This is a genomic window from Microvirga sp. GN3 (assembly GCF_055792825.1).
The window spans coordinates 16,346-42,365 of sequence record NZ_JBVVAK010000051.1 but is presented as its reverse complement, the minus strand read 5'-3'; the positions used below and the strand labels follow the sequence as shown (position 1 = coordinate 42,365).

Annotated in this window: 20 protein-coding genes and 3 pseudogenes; 14 read left to right on the top strand and 9 right to left on the bottom strand. The window is 60.8% G+C overall.

What is annotated here, in order from left to right:
- Position 1: 1 nt before the first annotated feature.
- From nuoD to nuoG, 4 genes are read left to right on the top strand one after another with little or no spacing between them, the layout of a single operon-like run.
- Entirely contained in the window at positions 2-1,216 is a 1,215-nt protein-coding gene (gene nuoD / locus ACS5Q1_RS23025; RefSeq protein ID WP_473100350.1) for an NADH dehydrogenase (quinone) subunit D, read from the top strand.
- A gap of 17 nt (positions 1,217-1,233) precedes the next feature.
- Entirely contained in the window at positions 1,234-1,743 is a 510-nt protein-coding gene (locus tag ACS5Q1_RS23020; RefSeq protein WP_473100349.1) for an NADH-quinone oxidoreductase subunit NuoE, read from the top strand.
- A 4-nt stretch (positions 1,744-1,747) separates the two neighbouring features.
- Complete coding sequence (nuoF, locus tag ACS5Q1_RS23015; RefSeq protein ID WP_473100348.1) at positions 1,748-3,013, top strand: NADH-quinone oxidoreductase subunit NuoF; 1,266 nt, start codon at positions 1,748-1,750, stop codon at positions 3,011-3,013.
- Positions 3,014-3,045: 32 nt separating this feature from the next.
- Positions 3,046-5,622, top strand: a complete 2,577-nt coding sequence (nuoG, locus tag ACS5Q1_RS23010; protein WP_473100347.1) for an NADH-quinone oxidoreductase subunit NuoG — start codon at positions 3,046-3,048, stop codon at positions 5,620-5,622.
- Positions 5,623-5,685: 63 nt separating this feature from the next.
- Here nuoG and ACS5Q1_RS23005 read toward each other — a convergent pair whose 3' ends face one another.
- The 4 genes and pseudogenes from ACS5Q1_RS23005 to ACS5Q1_RS22990 form a co-directional block, all read right to left on the bottom strand.
- On the bottom strand, positions 5,686-6,126 hold the full coding sequence (locus ACS5Q1_RS23005) for a CBS domain-containing protein (protein WP_473100346.1): 441 nt from the start codon (positions 6,124-6,126) through the stop codon (positions 5,686-5,688).
- A gap of 45 nt (positions 6,127-6,171) precedes the next feature.
- Positions 6,172-6,738 (bottom strand): NADH-quinone oxidoreductase subunit I, encoded by a 567-nt coding sequence (locus tag ACS5Q1_RS23000; RefSeq protein ID WP_203441372.1) that lies wholly within the window; start codon positions 6,736-6,738, stop codon positions 6,172-6,174.
- Between the two features lie 30 nt (positions 6,739-6,768).
- Positions 6,769-7,755: an NADH-quinone oxidoreductase subunit NuoH gene (nuoH, locus tag ACS5Q1_RS22995; protein ID WP_473100345.1), complete on the bottom strand. Its 987-nt coding sequence runs from the start codon at positions 7,753-7,755 to the stop codon at positions 6,769-6,771.
- 17 nt (positions 7,756-7,772) lie between these two features.
- Positions 7,773-8,483: pseudogene (locus ACS5Q1_RS22990) on the bottom strand (IS6 family transposase).
- Between the two features lie 1,017 nt (positions 8,484-9,500).
- On the opposite strand from ACS5Q1_RS22990, the gene ACS5Q1_RS22985 reads away from it, so the two are divergent.
- Both ACS5Q1_RS22985 and ACS5Q1_RS22980 read left to right on the top strand, forming a co-directional pair.
- A complete protein-coding gene (locus ACS5Q1_RS22985; protein ID WP_473100344.1) occupies positions 9,501-9,743 on the top strand; it encodes a hypothetical protein in 243 nt (80 codons plus the stop codon).
- Positions 9,744-10,564: 821 nt separating this feature from the next.
- The gene (locus ACS5Q1_RS22980) at positions 10,565-11,011 is read left to right on the top strand and encodes a CBS domain-containing protein (RefSeq protein ID WP_473100343.1); all 447 of its coding nucleotides are present in this window, start codon (positions 10,565-10,567) and stop codon (positions 11,009-11,011) included.
- Between the two features lie 338 nt (positions 11,012-11,349).
- On the opposite strand, the gene ACS5Q1_RS22975 is transcribed toward ACS5Q1_RS22980, so the two are convergent.
- Positions 11,350-11,727, bottom strand: a complete 378-nt coding sequence (locus tag ACS5Q1_RS22975; protein ID WP_473100342.1) for a hypothetical protein — start codon at positions 11,725-11,727, stop codon at positions 11,350-11,352.
- Positions 11,728-11,976: 249 nt separating this feature from the next.
- Between ACS5Q1_RS22975 and ACS5Q1_RS22970 the strand changes: the two genes are divergently transcribed.
- The 6 genes and pseudogenes from ACS5Q1_RS22970 to ACS5Q1_RS22945 all read left to right on the top strand — a co-directional run bounded on the left by ACS5Q1_RS22970 (position 11,977) and on the right by ACS5Q1_RS22945 (position 19,223).
- Entirely contained in the window at positions 11,977-12,390 is a 414-nt protein-coding gene (locus ACS5Q1_RS22970; RefSeq protein WP_473100341.1) for a hypothetical protein, read from the top strand.
- Positions 12,391-12,654: 264 nt separating this feature from the next.
- A complete protein-coding gene (locus ACS5Q1_RS22965; protein WP_473100340.1) occupies positions 12,655-13,998 on the top strand; it encodes a PQQ-dependent sugar dehydrogenase in 1,344 nt (447 codons plus the stop codon).
- Positions 13,999-14,149: 151 nt separating this feature from the next.
- Positions 14,150-14,359 carry a hypothetical protein gene (locus tag ACS5Q1_RS22960; RefSeq protein WP_473100339.1) on the top strand — a complete coding sequence of 70 codons (210 nt, stop codon included), beginning with the start codon at positions 14,150-14,152 and terminating at the stop codon, positions 14,357-14,359.
- Positions 14,360-14,556: 197 nt separating this feature from the next.
- Positions 14,557-16,342, top strand: a pseudogene (locus tag ACS5Q1_RS22955) (thiamine pyrophosphate-requiring protein).
- A gap of 41 nt (positions 16,343-16,383) precedes the next feature.
- Positions 16,384-17,571, top strand: a complete 1,188-nt coding sequence (locus ACS5Q1_RS22950; RefSeq protein WP_473100338.1) for an SDR family oxidoreductase — start codon at positions 16,384-16,386, stop codon at positions 17,569-17,571.
- An 11-nt stretch (positions 17,572-17,582) separates the two neighbouring features.
- Positions 17,583-19,223 carry an alpha-amylase family protein gene (locus ACS5Q1_RS22945; protein ID WP_473100337.1) on the top strand — a complete coding sequence of 547 codons (1,641 nt, stop codon included), beginning with the start codon at positions 17,583-17,585 and terminating at the stop codon, positions 19,221-19,223.
- A gap of 30 nt (positions 19,224-19,253) precedes the next feature.
- Here ACS5Q1_RS22945 and ACS5Q1_RS22940 read toward each other — a convergent pair whose 3' ends face one another.
- From ACS5Q1_RS22940 to ACS5Q1_RS22925, 4 genes and pseudogenes are all read right to left on the bottom strand, one after another.
- A complete protein-coding gene (locus ACS5Q1_RS22940) occupies positions 19,254-20,861 on the bottom strand; it encodes an alpha-amylase family glycosyl hydrolase (protein WP_473100336.1) in 1,608 nt (535 codons plus the stop codon).
- 215 nt (positions 20,862-21,076) lie between these two features.
- A complete protein-coding gene (locus tag ACS5Q1_RS22935; RefSeq protein ID WP_473100335.1) occupies positions 21,077-21,514 on the bottom strand; it encodes a PPC domain-containing DNA-binding protein in 438 nt (145 codons plus the stop codon).
- Positions 21,515-22,051: 537 nt separating this feature from the next.
- Positions 22,052-23,170 (bottom strand): annotated as a pseudogene (locus tag ACS5Q1_RS22930) (NAD(P)/FAD-dependent oxidoreductase).
- Positions 23,171-23,295: 125 nt separating this feature from the next.
- The gene (locus ACS5Q1_RS22925) at positions 23,296-23,802 is read right to left on the bottom strand and encodes a flavodoxin family protein (RefSeq protein WP_473100334.1); all 507 of its coding nucleotides are present in this window, start codon (positions 23,800-23,802) and stop codon (positions 23,296-23,298) included.
- A gap of 312 nt (positions 23,803-24,114) precedes the next feature.
- On the opposite strand from ACS5Q1_RS22925, the gene ACS5Q1_RS22920 reads away from it, so the two are divergent.
- Both ACS5Q1_RS22920 and ACS5Q1_RS22915 read left to right on the top strand, forming a co-directional pair.
- A complete protein-coding gene (locus ACS5Q1_RS22920) occupies positions 24,115-25,035 on the top strand; it encodes an HAD hydrolase family protein (RefSeq protein WP_473100362.1) in 921 nt (306 codons plus the stop codon).
- Positions 25,032-25,979 (top strand): phosphotransferase family protein, encoded by a 948-nt coding sequence (locus ACS5Q1_RS22915; RefSeq protein ID WP_473100333.1) that lies wholly within the window; start codon positions 25,032-25,034, stop codon positions 25,977-25,979. Before ACS5Q1_RS22920 ends, ACS5Q1_RS22915 begins: the two co-directional genes overlap by 4 nt.
- The last annotated feature ends 41 nt before the right edge of the window (positions 25,980-26,020 follow it).

Sequence of the window (26,020 nt, the reverse complement as noted above, 5' to 3'; positions counted from 1 at the left end):
GATGACGGAAGTCACGGAACTGAGAAGTCCTGAAGGCGAAGCGCTCGACACCAAGGAGGTGCTGCTCAATCTCGGCCCGCAGCATCCCAGCACGCATGGGGTGTTGCGGCTTGTCCTTGAGATGGAAGGTGAATATGTCGCGCGCGTGGACCCGCATATCGGCTATCTCCACCGTGGCACTGAGAAACTGGCGGAGAGCTTCACCTATACCCAGATCTTTCCTCTGACGGACCGGCTCGACTACGTCTGTCCGCCATCGAACAACTTGGCGTTCGCGCTGGCGGTAGAGAAACTCCTGGGCATCGAAGCGCCGATTCGCGCCCAATATATCCGCGTGCTGATGGCCGAACTGGCGCGGATCTCCGGTCATCTCCTGATCACCGGCGCGCTGCCGATGGATCTGGGCGCCATGACCGCGTTGCTTTACGCCATGCGCGAGCGCGAAATGATCATGGACCTGTTGGAAATGATCACCGGAGCGCGGATGCACACCTCCTTCTGCCGGGTCGGCGGCGTGCGCGAGGACCTTCCCGACGGGTTCCTCCCCAAGATCAGGGAGTTCTGCGACGTCTTCCCGAACCGGATCCGCGACTATGAACGGCTGATCGAGAACAACCGGGTGTTCCTGAGCCGCACGCAGGGCGTCGGCGTGATCTCCGCCGAGGACGGCATCGATCTCGGCCTGAGCGGCCCGAACCTGCGGGCCTCAGGCGTCAACTGGGACATCCGCCGCGACGAGCCCTATGAGATTTACGACCAGCTCGAATTCAATGTTATTACCAGCGACGAGGGCGATTGTTACGCGCGCTGGCGATGCCGGGTCGAGGAGATGCGCGAGAGCGTCCGGATCATAGAACAGTGCCTCGACCAGATGCCCGAGGGGCCATTCCAGGTCGACATGCCGACAATCGCTTTCCCGATGGACAAGAATAGGGTGCACTGCTCGATGGAGGCGCTCATCCAGCATTTCGACCTGTCTGCCTACGGCTTCAAGGTGCCAAAGGGCGAGGTCTATTCGGCAATCGAGGCGCCAAAGGGAGAACTCGGATTCTACATCATCAGCGACGGCTCGGCAAAACCGTTCCGTATGAAAGTGCGGGCGCCGTCATTCGTCAACCTTCAGGCACTGTTTGGGGTCACCAATGCGCGCTACCTGGCGGATATGATCGCCGTGCTGGGCAGCCTCGATCCGGTGATGGCCGAGGTGGACAAGTAGCAGGGGATTTCGACGCGATGACCATGCGCGAAAAGATCGAGGCGGCAGCGGCGCGGTATCCTGATCAGCGCTCGGCGATCATGCCCGCACTTCTGATCGCGCAGAAGGAACATGGCCATCTCCCCGGCCAGGTGTTGGAAGAGATCGCCGACATCCTTGATGTCGAGCGGATCTGGGTCTACGAGCTGGCGACCTTCTACACCCTCTTCCATACGGAGCCGGTGGGGATATTCCACCTACAGCTCTGCGATAACGTCTCCTGCATGCTGCGCGGATCCGAGGACCTGTTGAGGCACCTCGAAGCCGTGCTGGGAATCAAGAAGGGTGGTACAACCCCGGACGGACTGTTCACGCTTTCGACCGTCGAATGCCTCGGCGCCTGCGAGATGGCCCCGGTGATGCAGGTCGGCGACGACTATCTCGGTGACCTCGACATCGCGCGGATCAACGCGCACTTGGACAGACTGCGGGCGGCGGCGGAGTATGCGACTGGTGTCGATCTCGCCACAGGATCCCCGGAAGAGTAACGCCATGTTCGAACCGGTTCTTCTCAGGAACATGGACGTACCGGATAGCCATCTGCTTGCGACCTACGAGTCCGGCGGCGGCTATCAGGCCCTGGCGAAGGCGCTGCGCGAGTACACGCCCGACGAGATCATCGACCTGGTCAAGAAATCCAACTTGCGCGGTCGCGGCGGGGCCGGATTCCCAACCGGAGCGAAATGGAGCTTCGTGCCGAAGCAAGCCCGCAAACCGAAATACCTATGCTGCAACGCCGACGAGGGCGAACCGGGCACCTTCAAGGATCGGCTTATCATGGAGCGTGACCCGCACCAGCTGATCGAGGGTCTGGCGATCGGCGCCTACGCGATCGGGGCCGAAACCGCCTATGTCTACATCCGCGGGGAATATGTGCTGGCGATCCGGCGGCTGGAGCAGGCGATCGCTGAGGCCCATGCGAAGGGTTATCTGGGAACGCGGATCCTCGGCTCAAATTTCAGCTTCGTCGCGCACATCCATTGCGGCGCCGGAGCCTACATTTGCGGCGAAGAGACCGCGATGCTCGACTCGCTCGAGGGCAAGCGGGCGCAGCCGCGTTTGAAACCGCCGTTCCCGGCGGTCGAGGGACTCTACGCCAGTCCCACCGTGATCAACAACGTCGAGACAATGGCCTGCGTGCCGCATATCGTGGCGCGGGGGCCGGATTGGTTTCGCAGCATCGGCCCGGAGAAGAGTCCGGGCCCGAAGCTCTATTGCGTCAGCGGACACGTGCGAAAACCGGGCCTTTACGAGCTGCCAATGGGCATACCGCTGCGCGAATTGGTCGAGGACCGCGCCGGTGGGCCGCCACCGGGGCGCAAGATCAAGGCGGTGATCCCCGGCGGAGTGTCGGCACCGGTGCTCCCGGAGCGCGGATTGGACGTCGGGATGGATTTCGACTCGCTGGCCGCCGCCGGCTCGATGCTCGGCTCGGCCGGGGTGATCGTGATCGACGACACGACCTGCATGGTTAAGGTTGCGACCCGGATCATCGAGTTCTTCCACCATGAGTCCTGCGGCAAATGCACCCCCTGCCGCGAAGGATTGAATTGGACCGCGAAAGTACTGCGCCGGATTGAGGCGGGGCAGGGCGAGCCGGGCGATCTGGAACAGCTGGAGGCGCTTTGCAAGGGCATTTTCGGCAACACGTTCTGCGCTCTGGGTGACGGCGCGGCTATGGGGCTGCGGGCGGCGCTGATGCATTTCAGGCATGAATTCGTCGCCCATATCGAGGAACAGAGGTGCCCGTTTCACTGAAGAGCGCGCAGGGAGAGGGCCACGAGGAAGCCATGGTTAGCCTCACGATCAATGGACAAATGCTGGAAGTGGAGGCGGGCTCGACGGTTCTCCAGGCCGCTCAGCGTCTGGGCATCGACATCCCGACCTTCTGCTATCTGAAGCGTCTGCCGGCACTGGCCTCCTGTCGCATGTGCCTGGTGGAGATTGAGGGGCAGCGACGGCTGCAGCCTTCCTGCGCCACTGCGGTCGCCGATGGCATGGTGGTGCGAACCAACACGCCGTTGATCGAGGAAACGCGCTCTTCCATGCTCGACATGCTGCTCGCCAACCACCCCCTCGACTGCCCGATCTGCGACAAGGGTGGTGAGTGCGAGCTTCAGAACATGGTGATGGCATACGGCCCCCGCAAAAGCCAGTTCCACGATGCCAAGCGTGTGTTCCACACCGAGGACATCCGTCTCAGCCCAGTCATCATCATGAACGTCAACCGCTGCATCCAATGCCAGCGCTGCGTCCGGATGTGCGAAGAGGTCGTGGGCGCGGTTGCCTTGGGCACTGTCGAGAAAGGCATGGACACAGCCGTCACCGGCTTCGAGGGCAGCCTCGCGAGTTGCGACCAGTGCGGCAATTGCGTCGAGGTCTGTCCGGTCGGCGCGCTGATGAGCTTCCCCTATCGCTACAAGGCGCGGCCCTGGGATCTGGTTGAGACCGACACGGTCTGCGTGCATTGCGGCACCGGCTGCCAGCTGACCGTCGGTACGCGCAAGGGCGAGTTCATGCGCGTCCGGTCGAAGTGGGAGCATGGGGTCAACCGCGAAACGCTCTGTGTGCGAGGGCGCTTCGGCCTCGACTTCGTCGAAAGCCGGGACCGAATCAAGCAGCCGATGATCCGTCGTGATGGCGCCCTGGTTCCGGTTTCCTGGGATGAAGCGGGAGACTATCTGGGCCGGCGCCTGGCCGCCGTCGAAAGCAAGGCAGCAGGCGGGCTGGCCTCGCCGCGTCTGCCCAACGAGATGCTTTATCAGTTCCAGAAGCTGATGCGGACGGTATTCCGGACCAACAACGTCGACTGCTCGTCACGGTGGTCCACACCCTTCGACACGCTCGGCCCATTGGTGACGAGCTTCTACACCCACGCGCCGGTGGAGGAGGTGGTTGGCAACGACTGCGTGCTCGTCGTCGGCGGCAACGTGACGGACGAAAACCCGGTCACCGAATACCTGCTGCGGGATGGCGCGCGACGGCGACAGACTAGTTTGCTCATGCTTTCGGCGCGGCCGTCCCGCCTGGATGCCGATGCCCGGGCGGTCGTTCGCGTTCCGCCGGGCGGTGAGGCAGCGTGTCTTGCCGCGGTGGTGGCCGGGCTGGTGGCGGCCGGTCAGACTTTGCCAGGAGACGTTTTGACTGGCATCGACGGGTCAGCAGCGAATACCAACGGTGATGGCCTGGACAGTCTGGTCGCAGCCCTGCTGGAAGGCCGGAACGTCGCCATGCTTGTCAGCGCCGATCTCCTCAGATCATCCGAAGCGCGCGTGACGCTGCAACAGCTCAGCAATCTGTTGCAGGTTCTCCGCGTGCTCGGCAAGGGCCCGGCAATGCAGTTTCTCTTCGACCGGGCCAATCAGATGGGCGCCTGGGACATGGGGGTTCTGCCGGCGGCATTGCCGGGATTGCGCTCGGTCGCTGACGACGTGGCACGCACAAACCTCGAACAGGCCTGGGGCGCCGAAATCCCGCCTGAACCGGGCGCGGATTTCGACGCCATGCTGGAGCTCTGTGACGAAGGGCGTATGGGCACGCTCTATATCGTCGGAAGCGATCCGCTGATGGCCTACCCCGACCGGGAATTCGCCAAGCGGGCGCTTGGCGCTGCCGATCTCCTGATTGTGCAGGACACGTTCCTCACGGATACGGTGGGTTTGGCTGAAGTCGTTCTGCCCGCGGCGGGTTACGGCGAGGAATCCGGCACGTTCACCAACAACGAGGGCCGGGTCCAGAAGGTCTGCAAGTTCCGCGAACCCGTCTTCGACGCGCGGAGCAATCTGGCGATCTTCGACTTCGTCGCGGCGCTCCACGGCCGGACGTTGCAGCCATCGACGCACGGCGAAATCCTCCGCGAGATTGCACGGCTGGTTCCGGCCTATCAGGGACTAGAATGCGACAGGCTTGGCGCCGACGGAGCATTCACGAAGGCAGCCCCGACACCACCGGCCGGCGAACTCTTCGCCCCTCCGCCGGCACCAAAGGCAGACGACCGGCTCATGCTGGTCACCGGCAACTCCCTGTTCCACAATGGATATCTTTCCGAACGATCGGAGATCCTGAATACGGTCGCGGATGACCCATATGTTGAGATGAGCGCGTGGGATGCCTCGCAGCTTGACCTTTCGGATCGCGATCAGGTAGTCGTGCGATCCGCCCGAGGCGAACTGACGGCGCAGCTCAAGGTCAACAAGCGTTTTCCCAGAGGCCTCGTGTTTGTTCCCGAAAACTACAGAGCTCTGCGTCTCAACAGCCTGATGCGTCGGGGCGAATATCCATGTCCGGTGGAGGTTCACAAGGCGCGCGTAACCTTCGAGCTCGCCATCGGCGCCAGACCAGGGGCGGAGTCTGAGGATCTGGACTGAGGCATTGCTGGGTTTCCCGGCAGCCTGCGCGAACCTTGCGTCTGTACCCCCGGGTCGGCGGCGTTAGTGATAACCGACCCCGGCGATGTAATCGTGTAGCGCCTGCTCGTTGCGCAGGAATTCGTCGAGCCGATGCTTGACCACGTCGCCGATGCTGACCACGCCGACAAGGGTGTCGTCGTCCATGACCAGCACGTGGCGTGTGCGCCGCTTGGTCATGATCGCCATCACCATGGGCAGCCCATCCTGTACCGAACAGGTCGCCAAGCTGCGGTTCATGATGTCGGCGACCCGCATCATGGGCGCCTCGGTTCCGTGTTCAGCCACCGCATTGCAACAGTCCCGCTCCGACAGCGTGCCTAAGTACTCCCCAGACCGGCGGCTGACGACCACGAAGCCGATGTTGTTTTCCCGAAACAGGCGCAGGACTTCCACCATCGTCTGACCTGGAGTGACCGAGATGATTTCAGGAGCCTTGGTCTGCAAGATTTCGACGACAAGCATCTGAGCCTCCTGTCTGCACGGCCCAGCTTGATGGCTGGCGCGCGTTCACGTTCGTCGGATATTTCGCCACCAGTTGTACCCCTGCAGCTCGCTCGCCTCGACCAGCACCTCCTGTTCGGTGTTCAGGCGCGCGGCGACCACGCTGCCGCCGGTCATTGCCTTGCCCGGTTTGTCGAGCAGATTGTCACGCCCGATCACTAGGTCATGCGAGGAAAAACTCGAAAACTCGTACTGTTGTCCAAGCGCGATCGCGTCCGCCGGGCAGGCGTCCTCGCATAGTCCGCAGAATAGGCACCGGGCCATGTCGATCTCGAATTTTGCTGGGCGACGGTTGCCCTTATCGTCCTCGTAGGGGACGACCTCGATGCAGTCGCAGGGGCAGATCCGTGCGCAGAGTTCGCAGGCGACGCACTTGATCTCGCCCTCTTCATCGCGCTTCAGGAAGTGATGCCCGCGGTAACGCGAATAGGGCAGCCATTTTTCCCTGTCCGGATACTGCATGGTCACGGATCTGGAGAACATGTAGCCGAAGGTCAGTGCCAGGGCGTCCGCCAGATCGGCGAAGAACGCCCAGCCGATCCATGTTCCACTCCTGTCTAGTGCGCGCGACATAACCGCCTCGCTACCGGGCCGCTGCGGCCCCTAAAGGAAAGCAACACCTGTTATAATTATGTTCGCCAGTGACAATGGAAGCAAGACTTTCCATCCGATCGCCATCAGTTGATCGTAGCGGTAGCGCGGGAAAGTGAAGCGGAACCACATGAATACATAGATGAAGACCGCGACCTTGATCAGGAACCAGAGGAGTGGCGGCAACGGGATCAGCACGCCGTTCCAGCCGCCGAAAAATAGGATCACGGCCAGGACCGACACCAGCAGCATGATGGCGTATTCACTGACCATGAAGAAGGCGAAGCGAATACCGCTGTATTCAGTATGGAATCCGGCCCCCAGATCACCTTCCGCTTCCGCCAGGTCGAAGGGAATGCGCTGCGCTTCGGCCAACCCGGCGACGAAGAACACGAAGAACCCGACCGGTTGGTAAATGATGTTCCAGACATCGGCCTGCGCCCGTACGATCTCGAGCAGGCTCATGGATTGCGCCAGCATGACCACGCCGATGACCGCGAACCCCATCGGGATCTCGTAACTGATCATCTGCGCGCAGGTCCTGAGACTACCCAGAACCGCATATTTGCTGTTTGCGGCCCAGCCGCCGAAGATGACGCCATAGACCTCGATCCCGATTACCGCGAGAACGAAAAGGAGCGCCACATTCATATTGGAGACGTAGAGCGTGATCTCGGCGCCGAGAACAGAGACGGTTTCTCCGAAGGGGATTGCGACGAACACTACGAAGGGCGGAGCGAGTGCCAGGATTGGGGCCAGTTTGAACAGGAAACGATCGGCCTCGGCTGGGATATGGTCCTCCTTGGTTAGGAGCTTGATCCCGTCAGCCACCGGCTGCAGCAGCCCGTGCCACCCCACGCGCATCGGTCCTATCCGCTGCTGGATGTGCCCGGCCACCTTGCGTTCCAGCCAGGTCAACGGCAGGGGCAGCAGCAGTAGGATCGCAATCAGCAATGCGACCTTGAGGACGATCAGGCCAAGGGCGACGGCAAGTTCCATGATCCGCGGCTACTTGTTTAACAGTTAAACCCGCGACCGGACTTCAGCTCCGGCTGTACACTGAACACCTGTGCAGTTCTCAGGCTGCGCAGGAGCGCTCTTTGCCAACGACGGCGTGCTTTGTGCAAGGATATCACAATCTCACCATTGCTGGCTATGGCACCGTGCGCCCGCCCGGCTGATTTAAATCTTCTCATGATGCGTTCGCGTCGGCGGGTCGGTTGATGAGAATTCTCTGCTCGACTGTTCAGACCCCGATGCTCCACGCTGGGCATCACGGCCCTTTTCGCGAGGGTATAGCTGGCCAGCTTGTCTGTGATTAGCACGCGCGGTGCGGTGCCCTGCTTCTTGAGAGGCTTCCGCAACAGGCGTTTAGCGGCCTTTGCATTGCGGCGGCTCCGGACCGGAATGTCGAGCACGATCCCGTGCTGATCCAAGGCTTGCCACAACCAATGCTTATGGCCGGCAATGCTGATGACGACCTCATCCAAGTGCGACTTGTCTCCGGCAGCCGGAATACGCCGACGGACCTGGTTCGCGAAGCCCTGACCGAACCTCAGTGCTCACTGCCGTATGGTCTCACGGCTGACCAGAATGCCTCGGGTCGCCAGCATTTCCTCAACCATGCGCAAGCTACGTGGAAACCGAAAGTACAACCACACAGCATGGCTGATCACTTCAGCCGGGTAGCGGTGGCGAGCATAACGGGGGTGACGGGTCTTTTTCATCCATCACATATGTCAGGATCCTATCACCTCCGGGTTAAATTGAAGGTGCCCTTCTACCTACCGGATGCACCACTTAGTTGCCCTCCATACGGAACCGACCCTTTTATAGAACTTCCAGAGCATTGCTGGGCTCGGACTTTTTCCTCGGCTATGAGGTACAATGCCTCTGTTGCCGAAACACGAGGAACCTCGCCATGACGCCGCATGAGCTTGAGGCCACTCTTCACGACCTACCCGCCGGTCAAGCCGTGCATGTGCCTTATGACCTCTTCAGCGAGCTATTTCCGCCAGGTGAACCCGACAGCGAGGCTCGGCAAGAGCGCTTCAGCTTGCCATGGCCAATGACTGCTTTATCGAGAACCGCACACAGAGGCAGGAGATCCTATTCGTCAAGAAGCAGAGCGGATTGCGCATCTATGGGCGCTAACCCAGATTGTTTGGAAGCATGAAATGCTTGCGAACCATGTCTTGATCTAGCCACAGTCAAGCTGCACCACTCGAGCAACTCCAACAACACAAGGGTGCGGAATGGAGAGAAGGGATCTGATCACTATCTATGGGCGAATGGGCCTCATCATTGCGGCATTCGTCTTAATCGCCGGGATCATCGCAGCACCCATTCTTCCGAAAACCGGAACACCTACGGCGATTGCTTCCAAGCCGTACCAAAGGCCAAACCTGCTTCTGCCCATTACGTCGGAAAGCTTCCATAAAGACTAGGATCAGGGCTCATTCATCCAGTGAAGGGGCACGACCGCTTCAAGTCCTTAATCGGCCTTCATTCGGAGAGAGCACGAGGTTCCATGGGCAGGGCGCCAGGGATCTTCTCTGGAAGACGGCAATCAAACCCGATCAGCGCAGCGGCCGCGCAAAGCGAAGCAAAAAATTGCGGACGCCTTTGTCCCACGCTTCCTTAGGCTCTCCTACATCGGATTGGGTGTGTCAGCCATCGGGCAGCCATATCTTCAAGGATGATCAATCACTCACTCACAAGTCCGAATATTCAGAGGATCCGACATGCCCGACCTCCATGTCCTGACATCCGACCAGAAGCCGAGGGACAAGGACAACAACATTGTCCTGACGGAGGTGGTGCGGCCCGGGCGCGGGATGGAGTATACCGTGACGGTACTCATCGATGGGACGGCCATCGCTGTGAGTGGACCATTCCTCACTTTGGATGAAGCGGTCGACCAAGCCAGTAGCCAAGCTAGGCATTATGAGCTTGATCCGATCTATTTCAGACGAGAGCAGGACTAAGGGGAGGGGCCGGTTCCCTCCACCCAGGCCTTGCAGCCTGCCGCGCGGTCTGCTCGCCCGCGAAACCACGCTTGGTGGGCTGCCCGAAGCCGCAGACGTGGCACTGAACAGCCGCAGCGAAGCACCCATCATTCGTGGCGAAGCTCAGGACCGATGCTGCATCGCAGTAACACCGTGGACACAATCTCTGATCCTGGTTCGCCCTTTCCCGCCGATTGCAGCTGGTTGAGCGGCGTTAACGCAAATAGCGCTGTGTTCGAGCCGGGAAGGCCGCAACAACCTTGGGCGGCGCAAAATGACAAGGGATCCGGGGTACAAACAAGGTGGCCCTGACATCACTCCCGGCCAGCCGCGTTTAACGACCTCATACCCCCTCACAAGGAAGGGAGCTTGAGGAAGTGTGTTGGTTGGTTTCGAACGGCGCCCGGTGGGACGAGGTTCGTGTCAGATCGAACTGCGCCCGCCGCCACCATCCACCCTCTCGCAGATTTCAGCCTGCCGATCGACGGCCGCACGAACCCTGATGCCCCTGGTTCCGGACGCGGCTTTCGGAACCAACATAGATTACGCCCGTTCGACCGGCATGATCCCGAATGAGCCTCTGCTGTACATGACGACCGCCGGGTTAGAGGAGGCGGCGTGTCCTGCTATCATCCCAATGTGGTGCTGGAGGCACAATCCGACGCAGTGCGGGTTCTCCCCACGGATGGAGATAGGCCCGGCTCAGGGGCCGCATAGCGCTCGCCATGCAGGTCCCCGCCCACCGAGAGGCGCGAGGCCCACGAAGCGAGATCGTATCGGGGGCGCAGCATGAGGAACTCATGAAAATCAGTGAAGTCATGACACGCGATGTGCGGCTGATCGAGCCGACCCAGACCATCCGGGATGCGGCTCGGCTGATGGCCGAGCTGGATGCCGGAATCATGCCGGTGCGCGAAGGCGACCGCTTGGTCGGCATGATCACCGACCGTGATATCGCTATCCGGGCCGTCGCCCAGGGCCGAGGCCCTGACACCCCGATCCGTGAGGCGATGACGGACGAGGTCCTGTATTGCTTCGAGGACGATGACACTGCCAAGGTGGAGCGTAACATGGCCGACATCAAGGTCCGCCGCCTGCCGGTGCTCAACCGTGACAAGCGCCTGGTTGGCATTGTGTCGCTGGGTGATCTGGCGATGAACGACAAGGCCGCGAAGGTTGGTACCGCGATGGCCGGCATCTCACAGCCGGGCGGCCTGCACAGCCAGACCGGCGGTTCCCGGCATTAGGCCTTTGGCCTAGCGAGATCCGGCACAGCCTGACGCCGGGAAGAACAGCACAACGATAAAGGAGAGCATGAGGTCGTGTGGGGCAGCGATGAAGCGCTTGAGGGCAGCCCCATTGGCGGGCATGGAGACGTGTTGAAATGGCGAGCCCTTGAAACAGACCCCTGACTGAGTGCCCCAGCACACTTCCCCATGCTCTCTCTCGCGTCCGATTTACTCTTTTACTCTTGGGTTACGCGCCACGGGTAACAGCAGACGAGACTGCAGCAGTGCACCCCAGTGCCGACCCACGGCGAACTCCTGGAACATGCGCCCGTCGTGGCCGCTTCGAGGCTCCCTCGTTACGGGCATAAATATCCCCGCGCGCCATCGGACATGCACTTGGTGCCGTTCGGCAGTGTCACACCGCCCGTTCCGTCGGGCGCGACGTAGGCCCCGTTCGGCAGCCGGAAGCCGCCCGATCCGTCTCCCGCCGCCGTTGTGCCGTCAGGCAGGACGTAGCCGCCGGCCCCGGTGTAGACGATATGTTTCGCATTGGAGGGGGCGGTCGGCGGGGCCGGGACGGCAGCCGCGGCCCGGGTGTCGCCGACATTCACGGGCGGTAAGGGCTGTGTCTGCTGCTGTTCTCCCGACGAGATGCACGCGGCGAGAGCCAGGCCCATCAGCAGAGCGGGCGGCAGGCGCATCGGGTTCCTCCAATGGTGCGACCGAACGGCCAAACCTGACTACTGGCACCGCAGGATCGCCGCCATTGCTCTCATGGGTGAGGCCAGCTGGAGTCAGGCGAGCGATGCTTCCTCTCCGAGATGACTGGGCAACGACCGTCGGTGACGATCAGCCATGGTCACAGTCACGGGATTATACTCCGTTTGTGAGCCGCCTTGACATCGTTTCCGGCCCTGCGAGCGTTCTTGTTGAGTGGAGTGCGGTGCACGGTTCTTGGTAAGCCTCCGATGAGGATCGCCACGGTGACTTCAGCGCGCCTCGCGGCCTTCCTGACAGCCGGCGCGGCGCTGTTGCCCGACGGTGCCGAAGCCGCCCGGCTTCATTGCACCACGCTGTCGCATGTCAGGTCCAATGCCGAGGGGAGAATTGAGGAGGCCGATCCGGCCGATCCGTTTGCCATGACCTGGCAGAGCTTCGACTTCGACACCTCGACCCTGATCCTCACCAATGCGCTTCCCGATGACGCAACATACTCGCAGAAACTGCAGAAAGGCCTCCTCAGCACGAGCGAGTTCGTCGGCTTCTTCCGGATCGGCGCCTCGCCGATCGGGATGCTCCACGTCAGCCTGTCGAGCACGCCCATGACCTTCAGCCTCTACAGGATCCGGGATTTTCTGTCGGGTGTGTGCCGGTCGCTCGAAGAAGAACCAGAGTGATCCAGACGATCCGGCGAGCATCAGGTTCGTGGGACAGATGAGAAGAGGTCTGCGAGGCCCGCCAACGGTCGCCAAGGCTCATCTTGTGCTGGTGGATAAGAGATGATGGAGCATCGGGCATAGTCCCAAGAGTACCGGACGACTAGCCGCACCCCCAGATTCTTCATGCTCCAAGCACACGTTTGTGAAGCACCGAGGCGGGCGGAGCCGGAACAGAGCCTTTGGCATCTGCTTTTCGAAAGCGGACGTGCCCGGAGATTTCGCATGCGCAGCACCCCACTTTCTGCCGTTTTGCTCCTGATTTTGTCAGCCTCAGCCCTTGCTCAAGCGCAGACCATTAGTCCAGGCTCCGATCAAGCCATCGGCCAACGCTTCGAGGTCAAGGCGGATCAGCTCCCAAAACCCTTTGAGGGCCCGATCGTCCGCAATCCTCCCCTGATCCTGGACCGGGAGAATAAGATACCTGTCGTGCCAGAAGCCTTTGAGGTGTTGCTCTTTGCTGACAAACTCGACAATCCGCGTCAGGCCCTCGTGCTCCCCAACGGCGATCTGGCCGTTGTGAGCCAGGGGTCGGGCACCATTTTCATCCTGCGCGATGCCGACCAGGATGGACGCGCCGAATGGGTTGAGCGCTTCGCGGCCGGCTTCAATAAGCCCAATGGCATTGCCCATCGGCCCGGTGAGTTGCTGGTTGCCGACCAGGAGGGCATCTGGAGCTTGGCATATCAGGATGGGGCAGTCCGCAGCCAGGGAACGCAACCACGCCGCGCGGCTGATGTCCCGCCAGAGCAGCGCAAGCCTGATCCGGTCATGGATGGCCAGAAGCTCATCACCGCCCGTGGGGTCTTCGGGGTCGTGCAGGGGCACACCAACCGCGACCTCGAGATCGGGCCGGATGGCCGGCTTTATGTCGGCGTCGGCTCCACCGGCAACCTGGGCGTCGAGCCTGAGCCCAAGGCGACGATCCAGAGGTTCTCGGCGGAGGGCAGGGAGCAGACGACGATCGCATCGGGCGTGCGCAATCCCGTCGGGTTGGCGTTGCATCCGGAGACAGGCGAGCTCTGGGCGACCGTGCAGGAGCGCGACGGTTTCGGCGATCAGCTCGTGCCGGACTACCTGATCCGGGTGCAGGACGGCGGCTTTTACGGCTGGCCCTACGCCTACACGGGAACTCATCCTCAGCCCGGCTTTGCCGCCATGGCGCCAGACAAGGTCGCAGCCTCGATCACTCCCGATCTGTTGTTCGAGGGACATTCCGCCGCCATGGACTTCGTGTTCCTGACAGGCGAGCGCGTGTCCCCGGACTACCGGGGCGATGCGATCGTCGCGCTCAAGGGATCGTGGAACCGCTCCAAGCCCACCGGCTACAAGGTCGTGCGAGTGAAGTTCGAGCAGGGCCGTCCGGTCGGCTGGTACGACAACTTCATGACCGGCTTCTGGGTGGAGGGGGACGATCGCGCCCTGGTGTGGGGCCGGCCGGCCGATGTGGCCCTCGCGCCTGATGGCACCCTGTTCGTGGTGGATGATACGGGCGGAACGATCTGGCGCGTGACGCCGAAGGCGGATCAGACGGCGACCGGGTCGATCAAGCCCTCTTCCCAGCCGTGACGCGACCGAGGAGCAATTCGGCAGGACGAACGGCCTCGCCTCGGTTGGGCGGGAAGCCGTAACCTATGGTGTAGACGGTTCGTGATCTCAGCCGGATGCGATATTCTCATGAGCAGTTGTTTGGTGCATCGGCTGGTTCAGGGGCTGTGCGATGCCAAAGCTGACAGTAAGCTGGGATGAGAACGGGCCTGTTCTGCACACGGCTGAGGTGGAGAACCCCGTCTCGGATCGGCGCTGGAGCGCTCCGATCGGGCAACGAACCGACGACGAGAGACAAGAGTTGCTGTCAGCCGCGCAAGCCTTGGCACAACTGACCTCGGACATGGCTGCAGAGGGCACCTTCTTAAGCAATCCCCGTTAGCGCACGAAGCGAAATGGGAGGAGTGTGGCTACAGGGTGTTCGCAGGCGGAAGGCACTCTGACTTTTTGTCAGAGGGTTTTCCGTTCGAGTCCCAGCGCGCTCACCACCCTAAATCCTTAAGCAGCACTGAGGCGATGCCATGCAACTCTCATGGAGCGGTAGAGGTTGACGGAGCTGAAACCTGACAGGAGAGCGTCATGGCCCAAACCGTCTCGGACTTCATTTGGCAGCGTTTACAGGCCTGGGGCGTACGCCGGGTCTATGGCTACCCGGGCGACGGGATCGGCGGGCTGATCAGCGCTCTTGCAAGGCTGGACGGTGCCATCGATTTCGTTCAAGCTCGTCATGAGGAGATGGCAGGCCTGATGGCTTGCGGCCACGCGAAGTTCACAGGCGAAGTCGGCGTCTGTATCGCAACCTCCGGACCCGGTGGGATCCACCTCCTGAACGGCCTCTACGATGCGAAGCTTGATCACCAGCCGGTGCTGGCACTTGTCGGGCAGCAGGCCCGCACGGCGATCGGCTCTCATTACCAGCAGGATCTCGACCTGCAGTCGCTCTTCAAGGATGTGGCTGGCGCCTATGTGGAGACAGCATCAACATCGGCCCAGGTGCGGCATCTGATCGATCGCGCCTATCGCATCGCCAAAGGCGAGCGCCGGGTCACCTGCCTCATTCTCCCCAATGACCTTCAACTTGCCTCGATGGTGCAGCCCGCTCATGAGCATGCCATGACCCATTCAGGCGTGGGCATCGAGCTGTCGCCCGTCGTTCCCGATGCCGCGGCTTTGGCGCCGGCGGCGGAGGTGCTCAATGCCGGTGAGCGGGTGGCGATTCTGGTCGGGGCGGGCGCGCTCGCGGCAACGGACGAGGTCGTGGCCGTCGCGGAGCGGCTTGGGGCTGGGGTTGCCAAGGCACTGCTCGGCAAAGCGGCCGTTCCTGATGATGTGCCCTTCTGCACCGGATCGATCGGTCTTTTAGGAACGAAGGCCAGTTGGGATCTGATGCAGGATTGCGACACTCTTCTCATGGTGGGGTCGAGCTTCCCCTATACGGAATTCCTGCCGAAGAAGGGAAAAGCTCGCGGAGTCCAGATCGACAGGAATGCCGGAATGCTGGGATTAAGATACCCGATGGAGGTCAATCTCCTGGGTGACGCCGCCGCAACGCTGATTGCACTCCTTCCCATGCTGAACGAGAAGCAGGATCGGTCCTGGCGGGAGACGGTCGAGGCCAGCGTAGCCTCGTCGCAGGCAGAGATTCGTGGAATGGCTTTAGCCCCGGCTGATCCGATCAACCCGCAACGCGTTGCATGGGAGTTGTCGCAGCGCCTGCCGGACCGCTATAGTGACTGCGGACAGCGGCACTACAACAGTGTGGTATGCGCGCAATCTCCATTTCCGGCGTGGGATGATGGGCTCGGTTTCAGGCACCCTCGCGACCATGGGCTGCGCTGTACCGTACGCCATTGCAGCCAAGTTCTCTCATCCCGACCGTCCAGTGATCGCACTCGTCGGTGATGGTGCGATGCAGATGAACGGACTGACGGAACTCATCACGATCTCGAAGTACTGGACACGATGGGCTGATCCTCGCTTGGTGGTCATGGTGCTGAACAATCGCGACCTTGCTTATGTGGCATGGGAGGAACGCGTCCAGACCGGCGACCCAAAATGGGAGCCATCTCAGGCGCTTCCTGACGTGCCATATGCCGAGTTCGCACGATCAATCGGGCTTGGAGCGCTCAGGATCGAGAATCCGGAGCAAGTCGGCCCCGCATGGGAGGCGGCCCTTTCAGCCGATAGACCCTTCGTGCTCGACATGGTGACGGATCCCAACGTGCCGCCGCTACCGCCGCACATCACGTTGAAGCAGGCCCGCCATTTCATGGAGGCTCTTGCCAAAGGGGACCCGGAGAGCGGAAGCGTGATCCTCGATACGGCACGAAGCCTCGTCGGATCGATCCTGCCATCGAAGGAGTAAGGGACAATGGACCTTCAGCCCTTTGAGCCAGAAGCGTGTCGATGGAACCTGCCAAACGGTCGCTTCTTATCACTCTGGATGCGTCTTCTCGAGAGCAAAGGCCGATAGTGACTGACAATGTTCGCAATAGGCGTCGGGCCAATCCAAGAGAACACGGGACCGGAGACAAGTCCAATCGGAACGAGCCGGTTGTCGTAATAACCGGAGCATCCGCAGGGGTCGGTCGTGCAGTGGCCATTGCGTTCGGGCGGGAAGGCTGGCGGGTTGCTCTGATCGCCCGTGGACATGAACGCCTTGCGAGTGCAGCCCACGAAGTCGAGCAGGCAGGCGGTCAAACGCTGGTTCTCGCCGCTGACGTGGCGGATGCAGGCGCAATCGACGAGGCAGCGGCTCAAGTGGTCTCCGCCTGGGGACATATCGACATCTGGATCAACAATGCCATGGCGTCGGTCTTCGGTCCTGCGACAGCTCTCAGCTCCGACGAGATCCGCCGGGTAACGGAGGTCACATATCTAGGACAGGTCCATGGTACCCTGGCGGCCCTCCATCACATGCGCAAGAGGAATTCAGGCACGATCGTTCAGATTGGGTCGGCACTCAGTTATCGCTCGATCCCGTTGCAGTCGGCCTATTGCGCAGCGAAATTCGCCGTGCGGGGCTTTACGGATTCCCTCCGGAGTGAGTTGCGGCACGACGGCAGTGGGGTTCGCCTCACGATGGTGCAGCTTCCCGCCGTCAATACCCCGCAGTTCGAATGGGCACGCAGTCACTTGCCACGGGGGCTGCAGCCTGTGCCACCGATCCACGAACCGGAATCCGTGGCTGAGGCGATCATGCGGGCCGCATTGGAGGCCCCGCGCGAGATGTGGATCGGCAGCCCCACGATCCAGGCAATTCTGGGAACCATGGTGGCCCCCGGTCTCCTCGACCGCTTGATGGCACGCCGAGCCTGGGAAGGGCAGATGGCGGACGAGCCAGCAACGCCTCGCGACGATAACCTGTTCGATGTGCCTCCCGGCGATCCTGGAGCGCGTGGACGCTTCGGCTCGCGCTCCCGTCAGCAGGTGCTTTCGGTCTCAGGCACAACAGCGCGCGGCATCCTCGCGGCTGTTGCACTTGGCGGCATTGCAGGTGCCATCACGGCTGCGTGGTATTGGGGCAAGAGAACGCCTCCGACACGCTTGCGTCGTCTGCCGGAGCGGGAGCACGCTGCTCGCATGATCGGCTAGGTGGGTTAAAGATGCTTGATCTCTGGTACAAGAACGCCGTCATCTACTGCGTCGATGTCGAAACCTTCATGGATTCGAATGGAGATGGTATCGGCGACTTCGGCGGTCTTGCAGATCGGCTCGATCATGTCGAGGCTCTCGGGGCCACCTGCATCTGGCTTCTGCCGTTCTATCCGACCCCGAATCGGGACAATGGCTACGACGTCACAGACTTCTACGCCGTCGATCCGCGGCTCGGGACCCTTGGCGACTTTGTCGCCTTCACGCATGCAGCCCACGACAGAGGTCTGCGGGTCATCATCGATCTTGTGGCGAACCATACCTCCATCGATCATCCTTGGTTTCAGGAGGCGCGGCGAGATCCGAACTCGCGCTATCGCGAGTGGTACGTCTGGTCGAAGGAGAAGCCTGAGAACATCCACGAGGGCGTTGTCTTTCCCGGCGTGCAGGACACGACTTGGACCTACGATGAGGTTGCGCAGGCTTGGTATATGCACCGCTTCTATAAGCACCAAGCCGACCTCAACATCGCGAACCCGGAGGTGCGTGAGGAACTCGAGAAGGTGATGGGCTTCTGGCTACAGCTCGGTGTATCCGGGTTCCGGCTCGATGCGGTTCCCTTCCTGATCGAGTACCGTGGTCTCCCAGCCGGGGAGCAGCCGAAAGATGACCCTCACCAGTATCTCAATGAACTGCGGGGTTTCGTGTCGTGGCGCCGCGCCGAGGGTATGCTGCTGGCTGAGGCCAACATTACTATGGATCAAGTGGACGAGTATTTCGGTCCATCGAGCGATCGGCTCCACATGATCTTCCACTTCATGTTAAACCAGCACCTGTTTCTGGGGCTGACCCGCAAAGATGCCGAGCCGATCCGTCGTGTCATGGCACAGACCCCTGCGATTCCTCCGAAGAGCCAATGGGCGAGCTTCCTGCGCAATCATGATGAAATTGATCTCGGGCGGCTGTCGGATGCAGAGCGCAGCGAGGTTTTCGCGGCCTTCGGCCCGGCTCCTGAGATGCAGGCCTATGAGCGCGGCATTCGGCGACGTCTGGCGCCCATGCTCCGCGGCGACGGGCAGCGGCTCAAACAGGCATTCAGCCTCATGTTCGCCCTGCCGGGAACGCCTGTGCTCTGGTACGGCGACGAGATCGGCATGGGAGATGACCTCTCCCTGCCAGAGCGCAACTCGATTAGAACCCCGATGCAATGGGCCGACGAGCCCAATGCAGGATTCTCGACAGCACCGGCCAAGCAACTCGTGCGGCCTGTTATCTCGGATGGAGCCTTCGCCTACCGTTGCATAAACGTTGCGGCTCAACACGATCTCGATGGCTCGCTCATGAGCACGTTGCAGCGGCTCATCCGCACGCGGCGCGCGTGCCCCGAGATCGGCTGGGGCAAGTGCCAGGTCCTTGAAACAGTGGAAACGAGTGTTCTTGCCCTAAGATACGATTGGCAGGGAGAGACCGTCCTGACCGTCCATAATCTCTCCGATCGTGCGCTTGAAGTACGAGCCTCGCTCGACGATGTCAGCCGATTGCGGCCTCTCTTCTGCGACCAGGATGATCGGACTATGCGCGACGCTTCCGAGGCGATTCCCCTGAGTGCCTATGGCTACCGTTGGTTTCGTGCGCAGGGTGAGCGGCGGTAGATTCTGGGTAACAGCCCTTTCTCCTGAAGGCTACCCGGAGAGCTCGTTCTTCTCGAGTGAAATGATGAGCCCCTCGTCAGGCCTCAGATTGACCTGTGTTCCCATCATGTCTTCACTCCTACCTTGCAAGGTCGACAGCAATACCCGTCCGCGTGCCCCGTCCGGCAACGAAAGAGTATGCGACTGGGAGTCCAGGTTTAGCGCCACTAAAAAGCGCTCCATCCCATGCTGCCGCTCATAGGCTAGGACATCCCCTTCTGCCATAACCGGTGTGTAGCGACCAATGCTCAAGGCCAAGTGCTTCCGCCGCAGCTCGATTAGACGTCGGTAGAGCATCAGGATGGAGGTAGGATCATTCTGCAGTCCCTCCACATTACGGGATGCGAAGGTCGAATCCAGTGGAAGCCAGGGCCTGCCGCTTGTAAAGCCCCCTTTGGCTGAGCCATCCCAGTGCATGGGCGTCCGTTCCGGATCGCGCCCCAGTCCCAGCCCTGGCTCATTCTTCTCCCAAGGATCCTGGACTGCCTCAGGTGGGATCTCCACTTTGCCTATCCCGATCTCGTCGCCGTAGTACATGGTCGGCGTGCCTCTGAGAGTCAGAAGCAGCATGGCAGCCACCCGCGCCTGCTGCGACCCGACACGGGCGCCGATCCGCGGCTGATCATGATTGCCGAGCACCCAATTCGGCCAGCCACCCTCAGGGAGAACGGCTTCGTACTCATCGACGAGGGCCGCGATCTCTCGCGCATTCCATGCCGTATGAATGAGCTGGAAATTGAAAGGCAGGTGAGCACCGGCAAGATCCTGGCCGTAATAGCTGACGAGGCGTTCCAGTGGCAGGTAGATCTCCCCAATGAGCACCCGCTCCGGATACTCCTCCAGCACGCGGCGCATATCACTTACAACTTCGTGCACTTCCGGCTGGTCGGCTGAATAGACTTGGAGAAAGCGATTGATCTCCGCCTGGGTCGGCTGATAGGCGAGGTTCGGTGGATTGTCCCGGAAATGCTCATCCTTGATCAGGTGCCAGATCACATCGACTCGAAAACCGTCGACACCGCGATTGAGCCAGAAGCGCAGAGCATCGTACATGGCTGTACGCACTTCAGGATTGCGCCAGTTGAGGTCCGGCTGCTCCTTCAGGAAGGCATGGTAGTAGTATTGTCCTGTTGCCTCATCCCACTCCCATGCCGATCCGCCGAAATTGCTGATCCAGTTGTTCGGCGGGCTACCATCCGGCGCGGGATCACGCCAGATGTACCAGTCGCGCTTCGGAGTGTTCCTTGACGAGCGGCTCTCCTGAAACCAGGGATGTCGATCCGAAGTATGATTGGGTACAAAATCGAGGATGACCTTAAGCCCTTTGGCGTGTGCCTCCTCAACAAGGTGATCGAAATCGTCCAGTGTGCCGAAGATCGGATCGATGCCGCAGTAATCGGCCACATCATAGCCGAAGTCGGCCATGGGTGAGCTGTAGATCGGCGAGATCCAGATTGCGTCGACGCCAAGCCAGGTGAAATAGTCAAGGCGCTGGCGAATGCCCTTCAGATCACCGATGCCGTCGCCGTTGCTGTCCTGAAACGAGCGAGGATAGATTTGATAGACGATGCCACGCTTCCACCATGTCGTCTCAGGCATAAGGTTCGCTCCACTGCTGGAAAGGCTCGGCTGGAGGGGCAAATTCGGCGGGCGGCGACCAGTTCCTGCAGCACGAATGAGACCCGCATCATGATTCTGCTGGAGTCACTCCAGCGAGCTTGGTGTTCCACCGTGGAGGTGTTGAGCACCACTTACGGGAGGGGTCTATTGGAGAATATGTCACAATTGGGATGAATCTCGCAAAGAGCGCATCCTCAGATGCGGATAAGATTGAGACCTGTTTCCGCGTCCTTGCATCGTTGAAGGTGGATCGGCGCCTCGGTAATGATAACCTCAAGCGTCGGGCCGACATGTCCTCTCGCTAAATGACCAGCAACCGCGCTGCCATCGTGTCTGCCCAAAACCAGATGGATGTGGAGTGCGGGCTTGCCTGCTTCGTCAAGTCCGATGTCACCGTTAAGGGACGCGACCTCGACCTGCTCATTGACAGGAATCTCCAAGTAGGTCTTGGTCTCCCATTCAAAATAGGAAACCACCGCATCACTGAGAGCGCCAATTGCCGTGATCTGGGCCGCGGAAAGTCTTTGCTCGCTTGCCAAGCTCTTGAGACTGGCCATGATTTCATCGCCAGTCTCCAGGACAGCAACAAAGGTCCGCTGGTCATCGCTCTCATGGATCAGCTTGTACTTCATCTGATACTACCCTCTGGCCAAAGTCAGAAGTTCGGCCCAACTCCTCTCAGCAGCATCAACGGGCTGAGTTGCTCTGCAGTTCCAGGTCCGGACGCGGGAGCGCTTGGCCTTGAACAGCCAGCATGAGCATTGCTGGAAGTCATCAGACAGGTCAACCTGCGAGCCCCAGCTACCGCGTCTCCAATCAGGCGGCGAGTTCTCAAGTTCCAATCGGTTCTCGCCTCGACGAACACACCTCTGTAATGCTCGACGAAGATAAAGCCACAACGGAGCGGTTTAGTCCTGTTTTCCAAAGTGTCCCCGATTGGGTGATGTTGCATGTGCAGGGCGATGGCACAGGAACTGATGTCGTCGGCAGGTCGATAGGTGTATGCCTGTCCTGGAGCTGGTCCGCATTGAAGCATTGGAGTTCGGGGCTGCATCGGTTCAGGCGAGCGCGCTCGATATTCATACGAAGTGACACGGTCGGCTATCAGTGGGTATTCCGAAACATCGATTATGGACACATGCAGAAGGAACTTTCAGTAACCAGAAGGATCACGGGTAATTGCGATCCAGAGCGAAGGCGTTGAACCATGCTCGTCGAACCCCAGCAATCTGTGCCGTCAGAATGCGCGAAGCCATGTAGCTGAAGGTGATGCAGTTGCCGCCATAGCCATAAGCGGCGAGCACGCAGGTGGCCCCAGGCACCGGGCCAATCAGCGGGAGACCATCGCGCGTTTCACCGAACTCAGCCGACCAAGCGTGCGCGACCTCATATCGGGCAGACGGCCAGAGCTCTCTCATCTTGGACGTAATTCGCTGAACCTTGCGCTCCGTCAGTGCCCCACGTTCGCTGGCATGGCTCGAGACCTGATCCTCGCCGCCGAGCACGATGCGCCCATCTTCGGTCGTCCGGGCATAGAGATAAGGATGCGTGGCCTCCCAGATCAGGGTGCGTTCATGCCAGAGGGCACTGGGCTGTTGCGGGATGGTAGCCATGCACCAGCTCGACACCGTGCGATGGAAATCCGTGTTAACGAATCCCGGCATCTCGTAGCCGGTGGCGAGTACGAGACGGCTGGCTTCCACAATTCTGCCGCCGACCATTGTCACCGCGGCTCTGCCGGCGCTCCAATCATAGTTTACGACTTCATCCTCGACCAGCACCGCTCCTCGTTGAAGGGCCGCTTGGAGCAGACCTAGCGACAGGCATTAGGGATCGGCCTCTGCGGCTCCCGGTGAGGCGAGAGCCCCGACCCGATCCATTTTGAAGCGGGCGAGGAGGGCCTCGCGGTTGAGTAACTCGCCCGGAATGCCAATGCGATGGCGTAGGTCATGCTCGTGCGCGAGCTGCATCAGGCTCGTCTCTCCACTTCCCAGGTACAGGCTCGATCGCCGCAGCAGATCGCAACCGATGCCGAGGGCCGCAACATCTTGGCACAAGTCGGTGGCCGCGGCATAGGAGCGGCGATAGACATCGGAGGCTTTCTCAAAACCGAAGAGGTCTGCCAACTCGGTCGGCGAGCCATCGATATCCCACTGCAGCATGGCGGTGCTGGCCGCCGTGCTGCCGCGGCCCGGCATCAGATGATCAATCAGGATGACAGAGTGTCCCTGGCGCGTGAGCGCCTCCGCGACGAAGGACCCGGTGATGCCGGCCCCGACGACAACCACGTCGCACCGCGTGTCAGCGAGAAGAGGTGTCCGTGGCAGAGAAGTCCGATCGGCCTGCCAGGGCGGCAATCCCGACCGGAGTTGCCGCTGATCACCGGCGGCGTCGCTCTTGCCATTCCTTCCGTTCACGCCTCGGCCATGCCTGGATATGGATTGGCTTTCAGAAGCGTGGCCAAGTGGGCAGCGTTGACGGCCAGCATCTTCGTCGTCGCCACGGTCTTGTCATACGGGGCCTTGAGATCTTGGTAGTCTGTTGACCCCATGGCCTCGCCGACCCAATAGGTTCCAGCCCCGACCGGGATCGAAAATCCGACGTCGTTCAGGGCCTGATACAACTCGGCATGGCAATGATGAGCACCGTCCTCATTGCCGACCACGGCCGCCACGGCAACTTTCCCGAAGGCCGGCATGCGGCCCTTGTCGTCGGTTTCCTCCAGGACGGCATCCATGCGCTCGAGCACCCGCTTGACCATGCTGGAGGGCTGCCCCAGCCAGATCGGGGTTCCGAGGATCAGGATATCGGCACTGAGAATCTGCTGGCGGAGAGCCGGCCACGCATCGCCGTCAACCTCGTCAGAGGTCACCCCGGGTTTGATATCGAGGTTCGCGACCCTCACGACCCGAGACACCATGCGGCTGGAGCTCAGCCAGCACTTCCTGAAGCAGCTTGTCCGTCGATGAGGCTGCGTCTCCGCGTTTCAGAGTACAGTTCAGGGCCAGGGCGCTCAGAGCCATCAGGGTCTCCGCGGGAATACAATGAACCTCGGTAACGATACAAACCGTAGCCGTGTTCCTGCTCAAGCTTCCGACTTCATCCACGCCGTTGAGGCAGCCCCAGGTGCGAGACTGACACCTTGGTCCGCTGTGGACGCCATTTGAACGGGTCACCGACTTGAACGTTGACCGGCGAAGCTTGTGTTTAAACGCGAACAGCCGTGACCCTCATGATCCCCGAACCATTGCTTGACCGCGAATTGCAGAAGTTTGTCGAGAAATCAGGTTTTAGCCGGGATGGCGCGGTCATCACCGATCTCGATGGCACAGCTGTGCACGAGTTCGAGGGGCGCATCGTTATTCCTGACGCGGTCTCACATGGCTTGAAGCATCTGCGGGACCTCGGCCGCCCCGTCATCCTGAATTCTCTGCGCTTTCCGCTCAACGTCATCCGCACCTTCGGCCGCGAATGGTATGCCATCACCAATGCCCCGCTGCCACTGATCTCCCTTAATGGCAGTCTCATAGGCTATCTCCATGAGACCGCAGAAGGCGAGATTGCTTTCGATGAGATCAAGGCTTTCCCGCTGGAGGCCTCCGAAATCGATGAGGTTCTGACTGGCATCCAGGGGCTGGTCAATGACGGCATCACCGACCTGATCGTGTTCTATTACCCCCGCGACTGGACGCAAGGTGAATTGATCTGGACCCCATTGCCAGAACGGGTTGCGGAGGTTCAAGCCAAATATCGCAGCGCCGCGAGGGTTGTTTCGACGTCTGTCGCCGAGCTGAGCAAGACCCTCCACGCGCAGGACATCTGCATGATGCTCCTCCTGATCAACGCCGAGGAAGATCGCCTCATGGCGTACCAGCATACCAAACGCTCGAACTTCGTCACACACAAAGGGGTTGACAAGCTCTCCGGCACGCAGGCCCTTGCCAAGCTGCTTAGAATCGATCTCGCCCACGCGGTCGGGGCTGGCGACACGCCCATGGACAGCTTCCTGAAGGGGGTCGGCCTCGCGGTTCAGGTCGGCGATCTCGCTTTGGAATACAAGGGGCTGCTGGGGACGGTGAGGGTCAAAGACTCACTGGAGCTTGGCGCTGTGCTGTTCCGGCTCGCCGAGCTGCAACGAGGAGAGCATCATTGACCGACGTCATGCCGGAGCCGCCGAGCGTCGATGACCGCCAAGCCCGGACCATGGCGCGGGCGATCATCACCCATCATTTTGGGTCCAAGCCCAAGCGCATCAGCTCAAAGGGCGGAGGCCTCAGCAACTTCGTCTTCGAAGCTAACCACACAGATGGCGACTTCATCGTCCGCATGAACCCACAGCCCGCCAAGATCAAGGAGTACCTGAAAGAGCAGTGGGCGATAGCCCGCGCCCAGGAAGTCGGCGTACCGGTGCCCGAGGTGCTTGAGGTCGGGGCCGATGTTGTGCCAATCCCTTATATGGTCTCGCGCAAGGTTGCAGGCAGTGAGGCAACACATCACCCTGAACGGATGGCGATCCTGCGCGAGATGGGCCGACTGATGGCGCTGATCCATACCATTCCGACCAGTGGCTTTGGCCACACCTTCGACTGGTCGAGCAATCAGCTCTCGCGCAAGGAGACCTGGGCCGAGTATCTCAAGCGCGAACTGAACGTCGAACAACGGCTCAAGGTACTCGAGGCCAACAAGATGCTGTCGAAGCCCCAGCTCAAGACCCTGCGTGCGGCCTTGCGTGGGATCGAGAGTTTGGATGCCGATCCTGTTCTCAACCACGGCGACATGCGGCTCAAGAACGTCATGGTCGATGAAGCAGGTAAGATCACAGCGGTGATCGACTGGGAGTTTTGTTCCTCCAACATTGCGCCGTATTGGGATCTGGCTTTGTCCCTGCACGATCTCTCGGTCGATGCCAAGCAGGCCTTCCTGAGCGGATATGGGTCGAGCGAGGTCGAGATCCGCAAGATGGCACCGATCCTTAAGGCGATCAATGTCATCAACTATGCCCCGTTTGTCGAGCGGGCCGCCGATGAGAAGGACGAACGGCGCTTGGACCAGTACCGGACCCGCTTCAGCGGTGCTCTTGACCTGTATTCGCTGTGAGTAGGGAGGTTGCGAGGGCAGGCAGTGCCGGAAGCACCGTT

What these genes read in the sequence shown, in the direction of transcription:
- ACS5Q1_RS22950 (WP_473100338.1), top strand. Translation starts at nt 16,384, where the DNA reads ATGGAACCTGCCAAACGGTCGCTTCTTATCACTCTGGATGCGTCTTCT.
- ACS5Q1_RS23000 (WP_203441372.1), bottom strand. Translation starts at nt 6,738, where the DNA reads ATGTCGCGCGCACTAGACAGGAGTGGAACATGGATCGGCTGGGCGTTC.
- nuoH (WP_473100345.1), bottom strand. Translation starts at nt 7,755, where the DNA reads ATGGAACTTGCCGTCGCCCTTGGCCTGATCGTCCTCAAGGTCGCATTG.
- nuoF (WP_473100348.1), top strand. Translation starts at nt 1,748, where the DNA reads ATGTTCGAACCGGTTCTTCTCAGGAACATGGACGTACCGGATAGCCAT.
- ACS5Q1_RS22940 (WP_473100336.1), bottom strand. Translation starts at nt 20,861, where the DNA reads ATGCCTGAGACGACATGGTGGAAGCGTGGCATCGTCTATCAAATCTAT.
- ACS5Q1_RS23020 (WP_473100349.1), top strand. Translation starts at nt 1,234, where the DNA reads ATGACCATGCGCGAAAAGATCGAGGCGGCAGCGGCGCGGTATCCTGAT.
- ACS5Q1_RS22925 (WP_473100334.1), bottom strand. Translation starts at nt 23,802, where the DNA reads ATGGTGTCTCGGGTCGTGAGGGTCGCGAACCTCGATATCAAACCCGGG.
- ACS5Q1_RS22920 (WP_473100362.1), top strand. Translation starts at nt 24,115, where the DNA reads ATGATCCCCGAACCATTGCTTGACCGCGAATTGCAGAAGTTTGTCGAG.
- ACS5Q1_RS22935 (WP_473100335.1), bottom strand. Translation starts at nt 21,514, where the DNA reads ATGAAGTACAAGCTGATCCATGAGAGCGATGACCAGCGGACCTTTGTT.
- ACS5Q1_RS22965 (WP_473100340.1), top strand. Translation starts at nt 12,655, where the DNA reads ATGCGCAGCACCCCACTTTCTGCCGTTTTGCTCCTGATTTTGTCAGCC.
- ACS5Q1_RS22985 (WP_473100344.1), top strand. Translation starts at nt 9,501, where the DNA reads ATGCCCGACCTCCATGTCCTGACATCCGACCAGAAGCCGAGGGACAAG.
- nuoG (WP_473100347.1), top strand. Translation starts at nt 3,046, where the DNA reads ATGGTTAGCCTCACGATCAATGGACAAATGCTGGAAGTGGAGGCGGGC.
- ACS5Q1_RS22960 (WP_473100339.1), top strand. Translation starts at nt 14,150, where the DNA reads ATGCCAAAGCTGACAGTAAGCTGGGATGAGAACGGGCCTGTTCTGCAC.
- nuoD (WP_473100350.1), top strand. Translation starts at nt 2, where the DNA reads ATGACGGAAGTCACGGAACTGAGAAGTCCTGAAGGCGAAGCGCTCGAC.
- ACS5Q1_RS23005 (WP_473100346.1), bottom strand. Translation starts at nt 6,126, where the DNA reads ATGCTTGTCGTCGAAATCTTGCAGACCAAGGCTCCTGAAATCATCTCG.
- ACS5Q1_RS22980 (WP_473100343.1), top strand. Translation starts at nt 10,565, where the DNA reads ATGAAAATCAGTGAAGTCATGACACGCGATGTGCGGCTGATCGAGCCG.
- ACS5Q1_RS22945 (WP_473100337.1), top strand. Translation starts at nt 17,583, where the DNA reads ATGCTTGATCTCTGGTACAAGAACGCCGTCATCTACTGCGTCGATGTC.